General features: G+C 45.0%; 4 protein-coding genes and 1 tRNA gene. 4 read left to right on the top strand and 1 reads right to left on the bottom strand.

Translation table 11 applies throughout. From position 1 onward, the window contains the following. Positions 1-10: 10 nt before the first annotated feature. The 4 genes from gshA to F6K20_RS15810 all read left to right on the top strand — a co-directional run bounded on the left by gshA (position 11) and on the right by F6K20_RS15810 (position 7078). Positions 11-1162 (top strand): glutamate--cysteine ligase, encoded by a 1152-nt coding sequence (gene gshA, locus F6K20_RS15825; RefSeq protein WP_287295275.1) that lies wholly within the window; start codon positions 11-13, stop codon positions 1160-1162. Positions 1163-1873: 711 nt separating this feature from the next. Continuing rightward, a complete protein-coding gene (trmL, locus tag F6K20_RS15820) occupies positions 1874-2335 on the top strand; it encodes a tRNA (uridine(34)/cytosine(34)/5-carboxymethylaminomethyluridine(34)-2'-O)-methyltransferase TrmL (protein ID WP_008180990.1) in 462 nt (153 codons plus the stop codon). 1395 nt (positions 2336-3730) lie between these two features. Beyond that, a complete protein-coding gene (locus F6K20_RS15815; RefSeq protein WP_008180987.1) occupies positions 3731-6148 on the top strand; it encodes a peptidoglycan DD-metalloendopeptidase family protein in 2418 nt (805 codons plus the stop codon). 857 nt (positions 6149-7005) lie between these two features. After that, positions 7006-7078: transfer RNA gene (locus tag F6K20_RS15810), tRNA-Met, on the top strand. Between the two features lie 15 nt (positions 7079-7093). Here F6K20_RS15810 and pyrE read toward each other — a convergent pair. Beyond that, positions 7094-7705 carry an orotate phosphoribosyltransferase gene (gene pyrE, locus F6K20_RS15805; RefSeq protein ID WP_008180983.1) on the bottom strand — a complete coding sequence of 204 codons (612 nt, stop codon included), beginning with the start codon at positions 7703-7705 and terminating at the stop codon, positions 7094-7096. Between the last annotated feature and the right edge of the window lie 76 nt (positions 7706-7781).

The raw sequence follows: 7781 nt of genomic DNA, 5'->3' as shown, positions 1-7781 counted from the left end.
TGAAAAAACTGTGCTGCTATCCAAAGGCTTTGAAGTAGAAATGTATACCGGCACTCCCAAAGGGGATATTGTCGGTTTTTCCGATCAGATTGTTGCATCCCTCGACGGATTTGTCCGAGAGCCAGATCAGCGCAATGTAGAATACACCACTGCTCCTTTATGTTGCTATGACCGTCTCTTATGTGCTTTAGTGCGTCCCCGACAACAGCTGCGACAGTATTTAAAAAGCTTGGGTAACTATACACTAATTCCCGGCAGTACCCTGTCCTTAGGTAAAAGCGATCGCTTTTACCGTTCTGACCCCAATAATCCTTACCATTCCTACATTGAGACCACCTACGGCACTAAGGTTGTTACTGCCAGCATCCATATCAATGTGGGCATCTCTGACCCAGAAATCCTGATGCGAGCTTGTCGTCTGGTGCGAATGGAAGCTCCACTATACCTAGCCCTGAGTGCATCTTCCCCCTTTCTGGACGGTAAAACCACTGGCTATCACTCCACCCGCTGGGGAATGTTTCCCAAAACTCCCTCTGATGTTCCTTTATTTGAAAGCCATCGTCACTTTATCCAGTGGAATGAAGAGCAACTCGTTGCTGGTACCATGTTTAATGTCCGTCATCTGTGGACCTCTGTGCGCCCCAATGGCAACCGACGGCCCTATGATCTCAACCGCCTAGAGCTGAGAATCTGTGATTTAATGGTCGATCCCATTGCCCTGTTAGCGGTTATGGCACTATTGGAAGCACGCCTGATACAACTGATTCATGATCCCAGTCTTGACCCCCTGGAGATAAGTAAAATACCTGCCAACAACCGTTCAGCTGACTTCTTTGGCCTCACCGATGCCAATGAAATCGCTGCGGCTGAATCCAGTTTGGATGCGCAACTGAGGCATTGGGAGGATGGCAGACTAATTCTGGCCAGAGATTGGATTGAGGAACTTTATCAAGAGGTTTGGCCGGTAGCGAAAAAACACGGTTTTAGTTGCTTCCTCTCACCGATTAAGAAAATTCTACGGGAAGGAAACACCGCTGGCCAGTGGTTACAACTTCATTCAGTGGGTGTTGATCCTCGCCAAGTGATGATTCAAGCCATTCAATCCATGGCTGAGCAAGAGTCGCAACTAGAAGATCAATTGTGTCAGTCCCTGGTAGCCTAACTGACTAACAGCTTTGTTATTCAACTACAATTAAATAGCTAAAGTTGTCATCGCAATTTTAGGTTAGGGGGAATCCGGATTCCCCCTAACCTCGCGATGGCATTTTTTATGAATTTTTTTTAATTTTTTAGAGTTTTTGTAAAGACAACCGCCTCAATTGAATAATTTTTTTGCCAAGTGAAATGCTGTGAAATATAAGAATATCTAATATATGCTTCAACGAAAACTAATATAAGAAAAACATATATGATCTATATCACTAGGTAGAGGTTATCTGAAATACAGACAAAAATATTGACCTTAGGTATGCCTATAGTACTATGACCTAAGATATATATCCAATGCTCCTCGAACCTGAATCCCTTGAACTCATTCAAATAAATCTTTTAGGTGCCCTTGACACCCGTTCGCCCACACCCGTTCGCCCACACCCCACACCCAGTATAGCTTTAAAGCTACTTGTTACCACTTCAAATACCAATAGGCGATCGCCCATTTGTTTTCTAATCAGGGGTTTTAGACCCAGATTTGGTATGAATATAGATTAGGGTCAGACGTGTTATATCATGTCAGGATAATTACCCTTAATAAAAATCTCCCTATCTCCCGTTTATCCCTATCTCCCCATCTCCCCACACCGACCTTTCTCCCCACCCTCCCCACCCTCTCTTTAATTATGGGTATTAAACCAGACTTGATATTAAGGGTTTCATGGTAAAAGTTGTCTTAATCAACCCGCAAATTCCACCGAATACCGGCAATATTGCCCGAACTTGCGCCGCCACCACTACTCAATTGCACTTAGTGGGTCCGTTGGGTTTTGAAATTAGCGATCGCTACTTGAAACGAGCAGGACTAGATTATTGGCCCTATGTAGATCTTAAATATCATGATTCCTTTGATGCATTTGTCAGCTATCACCAGAAGCAAGAGGGGCGATGGATTGGCTTTACCAAGAGAGGAACATACAACTATATTAAGTTTCAGTTTCAGCCCAAGGACTGGTTATTGTTTGGCTGCGAAACCACAGGTTTGCCTCCCCATGTGTTAGAGGCTTGTCAGGCTAAAGTCTTTATCCCCATGACCCAGCCAGGAGTGCGCAGCTTAAATCTCTCCGTCAGTGCTGCCCTTGGCTTATTTGAGGCCAGGCGTCAGTTGGGTTACTTGGAATAGGTGTTTTCTGTGTTAATAATTAGGACTTACTAAGTTGACTTGGTTTCGGTATTGTATAATTTGTATAAATTTTTGATATAGATTTCTTTTGTATAGATTTACTTGTATAGATTTTTCTTATAGATTTAGTTGTATCGATTTAGTTGTATCGATTTAGGTTTAAGCCTTAACCGTTTGAGTTTTAATTTGACCTTAAACCTAGATTATATCACTAATAAAATCAGCTGTCAATAGAAATATCGAAAGCGACTTTAGTCGCTGTTTGCCTTCTCCTACTCTTGCCGGACTACGATAGAAAAATTACATGGGGAGCAGCTGATCACCCCACTCAAAAAATACTTATCCCCCTTCAGGGGTTTAAACACTATAGCTAGAGTTAAAATACCTAATTTACCCTCTACTGATGGTGTAAATAGGAAATGTCTGTAGAAATGTGTAATTTTTGTGAAAAACAATCCCTCTGCTGGGAATTCCCTAGGTGATCAATCAATAACTAGATTTTTAGATTTGGTTAAACTGTGTAAAAACGTTTTGTCGCACAAGTCGGTTTTAATCAGGGAAAGACGTCAAAACAAGCATCTTTGGGTAGAATCAAGGACTGTCAGCCTACAGCTGACCGGACGCACCTTGGTTGAATGAGTTAGTGTGTGTAGAATTACTCACCAAAAATTCAGCTATCTAGAAGACTGAAATTACTTAAGACATATAAGAAATTTCTATCATAAACAGTAGGATTACCGAGAAATCACCGATAGATTTTGCTGATATCAAATGGGGAGTGTTCAGTATACCAAACCAACTATCAGTAGATAAAAGGAGGATTTGAAGGATTTTGTGAGCACACCATCAACTAGCAACCCACCAGGATTAAGATCCGGGTTGATACAGGATTATACGGTTGTTGTCTTACCCAAAATTCGCGTAGAGTTCAGCTGTAACCAGTCAGTTGCTTCGAGATTACCATCGCTGTTTTTATGGCGCTCAAACAGAATAATCAGCAAATATGCTCGATTTTATTGGGTTACTGAGGGTGGTTTCCCGGAGAAGGCCTGATTAGCCAGTTACTTTATATGCATATATATGCAGCATATGCAGCAATCCTTAACGGCAGCCGTGGTCAATCCCGACAAGATCTCTGCTATGGGATGTTGTCCACCTAGTTGTCTAAGGATAATTACTTATCAATGGCTTCAAGGTGTATCTAGCTATTGCCGTCAAGGAATAAATTTTTTAGTAGTCATGTGAGCTTGTCTAAATCAAAGAAGCACGGTAATCTTTGCTAAGTCTGCCAAATAGATGTGATTTGGATCACACTTTAGAAGTGAGTCACATCATTGACTGGTAAAAAATAAATCAGGAACTGTTAAGCGCTCGTCAAACACCAGGAGGACGTTTTTGAAAGGAACACTTACTGATAAGGTCAATCATGTTCCGACCTGTGCAGCAGAGTCATCGGATTCGTCATCGAAACTACCTGCAAGTAATCATGCGGTCGGTGCAGTAATTCCCCTTGAGGTGAACCGTAAGGCTCGTACCTCAGCAGCCATGATTGGATTGGCGATTTCCATGGGGGCATCTGGGTTACTATTACCTCAACAGGGTGATGAAGCAATGGCATTCGAGCCAGTTGCTCCTGACCCAAGTGGGACGAATCTACCAGCAGCCGAATTTAAGGTTACCGCTGTTTCAAGCCCCTCATTGCTAAACCCGGCTAAGGAGGGACAAGGGGGTGTGGCATCAAAGCCAGCCTCACCCCCAGAACTTGCGATTCGGCAAAGCCGTTCGCGTTCGCGCAGCGTCGCCTACGGCGAAAGCGTGGCCTACGGCCTCCGCTACGGGAACGGGAATTTTAACAAGCTCAAAACCGATGACACTCTCCCAGTAGCCAGGAAGTCTACCATTGGTGAGGTTAAGGGTACTGATGTCAAAGCCTCATCTAAGTCTGAGGGTGTAGAGCCAAAACAGTTGCTAGCATCTGCACCAGTATCAAAATCGGGTAACCTGTCAACGGATGCATCACAAGCTGTTTCCGACAAGACCAATAATCTTTTAAAAGCTAGACAAGACCTAGCCCTCAAGCGCCTCCAAAAACATCGAAACCGTCTGAGCAAAAGTCTGGTTCAGTTGAGGTCCGAGGAGTTTAACAAGTCTTATGAACTGGCATCAGCGACCCTTGGTTCTAGCCCACACACTTTACCCCCTGCAGTGCTAAAACCTGAGGGTTCAGTAACACAAACATCGCAGCCCATTGTTACGGTACCTACAGCTCCGGCGACGCTCCCACAGCCAAGGCCGAAAGTTGCTGTATCACCAGCCTTAACCCAATCAACTAGATCTGAGCCACTACCGGTGGTCATTCCAGTACCGACTCCAGAAACAACTGTCATATCGGCAGTCAAACCATCAGTTTTCAAGGTCAGTACTCCAAGAATTGCATCGGCTACAACCAAGGTAACTACAGAGCAACTAAATGTACCACAGCCAGTGGTGGTGGGAACTAGGCTGTCATCTACTGGTAACTCTTTTCACCAGGTCAAAGCTGGTGAAACCCTCGATTCTATTGCCCGTAGTTATGGTTTATCCCGCTCAGAGCTAGTCTTAGCCAATCAGCTAGATAATCCTCACCTAATTGAAATTAATCAACAGCTGAAAATTCCTCAAGTTGGGACATTCGATCAGCAACAGTCGTCAGTAACTTTGCTATCTAGCAACAGCCCGAAATCTGAACCTTGGAAGCCAGCAATAGGGCGACCATTGGATTTAGAAACAACTATCTCTGTTAAGACTTCTACTAGTCGAGATCAAGTCACATCCGTATCTATAGAGGAAAAACCTAAAGTAAAACCGGTAACTGAGACCATTCTGGCTCAATCGACCTCAGACAGTGGTCTGCTAGCTCAAGCTACTTCCTCGATTGAAAATCAGCCTCTAGAGTCTATTAACTCTCAGCGCAACTCCTATGTTGAAAAATTAAGGGCTGATATTCTCAAGATGCGAGAAGAAATCCGGGACAATAAAACCAGCCCAGAGGAAAGCAAACCAATCAACCTAGGAACTCCTACTAACGAGCCAGTTGCTGATCCCTCAGACAAGGAGTCTAAATCTGTCGAGATCACTCCCCAGTGGAATCCTGAGAATAATCAAGCAACCGGTGCGAAAGAGTCGGAATTATTATTACCGCAGCCACCGACAGCTCCACAGGTTCCTATTGCTATTCCAAGACCTCAGCCACCCCGGAAAACTCGACGCAGTTCTATTGCCATTCCTGTGCCTCCACCTGAGGTATCACAACCGAGAAGGATAGCTGTAGCTCCTGCCCCACCGGAACGATTTAACCCAATGATCCGCATACCGGTAGGAAAACCTGTTTCACCAGGAGTGCCACCTCTGTCTACACCAGATATGTACTTGCCAGATAGCCCTAACCGCTTTAACGGATATATCTGGCCAAGTAATGGTGTGATTACCTCAGGTTATGGTCGGCGTTGGGGACGGATGCACAAGGGTATTGATATTGCAGCTCCGATTGGGACACCAATTATGGCAGCAGCCCCTGGTGTTGTAGTCAGTGCTGGTTGGAATTCAGGTGGCTACGGTAAATTGGTGGAAATCAAGCATCCTGATGGTAGTCTGACCCTTTATGCCCACAACAGCCGAATTTTTGTGCGTCGTGGACAACAGGTTGGCCAAGGTCAACGAATTGCCGCTATGGGTAGCACAGGTTATAGCACTGGTCCTCACTTACACTTTGAGGTACATCCCAGAGGTCGGGGAGCTGCAAATCCGATCGCCTATTTGCCTACAAGACGGTAATAGAGTGATTTCAAGGGAAGTATCCCAATCAGGCAAAATTACTAGGTTGAAGGAGGAGACAGAGGAAAAGGGTAAGGTAAGCAACAGGGAAGTTTCCTACTCTTCCTCAACTTCTCTGACAATATTTATGAGAAATCCCAACACTGAAAACTCCGCCACAAAGCGAGCCCAGATCAAAGTGACTAGCGCGCTTTTAGCCTAAAAAAACACAAGAGCAAAAAGTTGACACTTATCTAGCGCTATAGTATAGTTTAAGTATAGGGTACAGGCTGAAAAACTGAACGCGCCCCGCGTGGCCTTTGGCCTTGGCGCAACCGGAAGAGAGATCCGCCACTGCATGACCTAAAAGTAGTAATGCCCAGAGGGCTTGAAGTTACCGTAAGTAGAGGGTCGCCTTTATAGTCGGTAGGTTATGCAGCATAGGGAAAAGGTTTTGTAGTAAGGCGACCCTCTACTAAGGTTTCGTCTCTGGGAAAGTCCTCTTTAAAAACCCAATCGTCAATTAGACGTTGGCGTGTGAACCCAGGAAAATCACAACTTGAGAAAAAATACGGTACGGTGGGGCACACCGAAACCAGGTGAAAAGGAAGGAAACGGACTTTTATCGGCACTTCCTGACAAGTAGCCAAACGCGATCGCGAGAATTGCCCGCTGGGTCTACTGTGAACTAAACTAAATTCTTGGTCTTGACGGGTTTTTGGTTTAGGTACTGCCTACTTTTTGGCGGCGTCAAAGATTAGGACACAGTGGTTTAAGGCAGCTCATTGATCTGGGAATCGCCGTTCTTTCAAGACGGCGAGTGTCAATAAAGAAATTATTGGCATTGATATGTTATAGTAGATAAGGATTGAAGAAAAGGCTCAGTAGCTCAGTGGTTAGAGCAAGGGACTCATAAGCCCGAGGTCGCAGGTTCAAATCCCGCCTGAGCCATAACTAATTAATTAGTCAACTGGATTGATCAAGAGAACCCTGGTAGTGTTCTCGGATTTCATTAATCGAAAACAAAGCTTGAAACATTAGGCCAGCGGACTTATAAAGCTCGGCTCCGCCTTGGAGCCGGTCAACCAGGGCTATTACCAGCTCTACCTGGTAACCGGCTTCCTTAAGGCGATCCACGGCTTTCATGGCTGATTGCCCAGTAGTCACCACATCTTCTAATACCACTACTTTGGCTCCTGTGGGCAAACTAGGACCTTCAATGTATGCCCTGGTTCCATGACCTTTTGGCTGTTTGCGGATAATTAGACCAGGGATAGGGCAGTTTTCTAAGGCAGAAACAATGCTAACCGCACTCACGATGGGATCTGCACCCAGAGTTAAGCCAGCAACAGCTTGAGTATCAGCAGGTAGCATTGAGAATAGCAAACGTCCTATTGCCAATGCTCCTTGAGGATGAAGGGTGACCTGTTTACCATTGATGTAATAAGAGCTACGCTGCCCCGACGAAAGCACAAAATCACCCTCTTGGTAAGCCAGTTTACAAAACAAATCCAGCAGAAAAGGTCGCAGGAGAGGTAAATCCTTTGGGGTAGACAGGGCTTGGAATTGGTTGTTCATGAAACTTACTACTACTAGTGGCGGTTGATTTGGATTATGCGGTATTCTTTCACAGTCAGCCATCAGCCGTCAGCCA

This window comes from Moorena sp. SIO2C4, assembly GCF_010672485.1.
GTDB classification, from domain to species: domain Bacteria; phylum Cyanobacteriota; class Cyanobacteriia; order Cyanobacteriales; family Coleofasciculaceae; genus Moorena; species Moorena producens.
The sequence above is the reverse complement of the archived record's forward strand: the minus strand, read 5'-3'. Positions and strand labels throughout refer to the sequence as shown.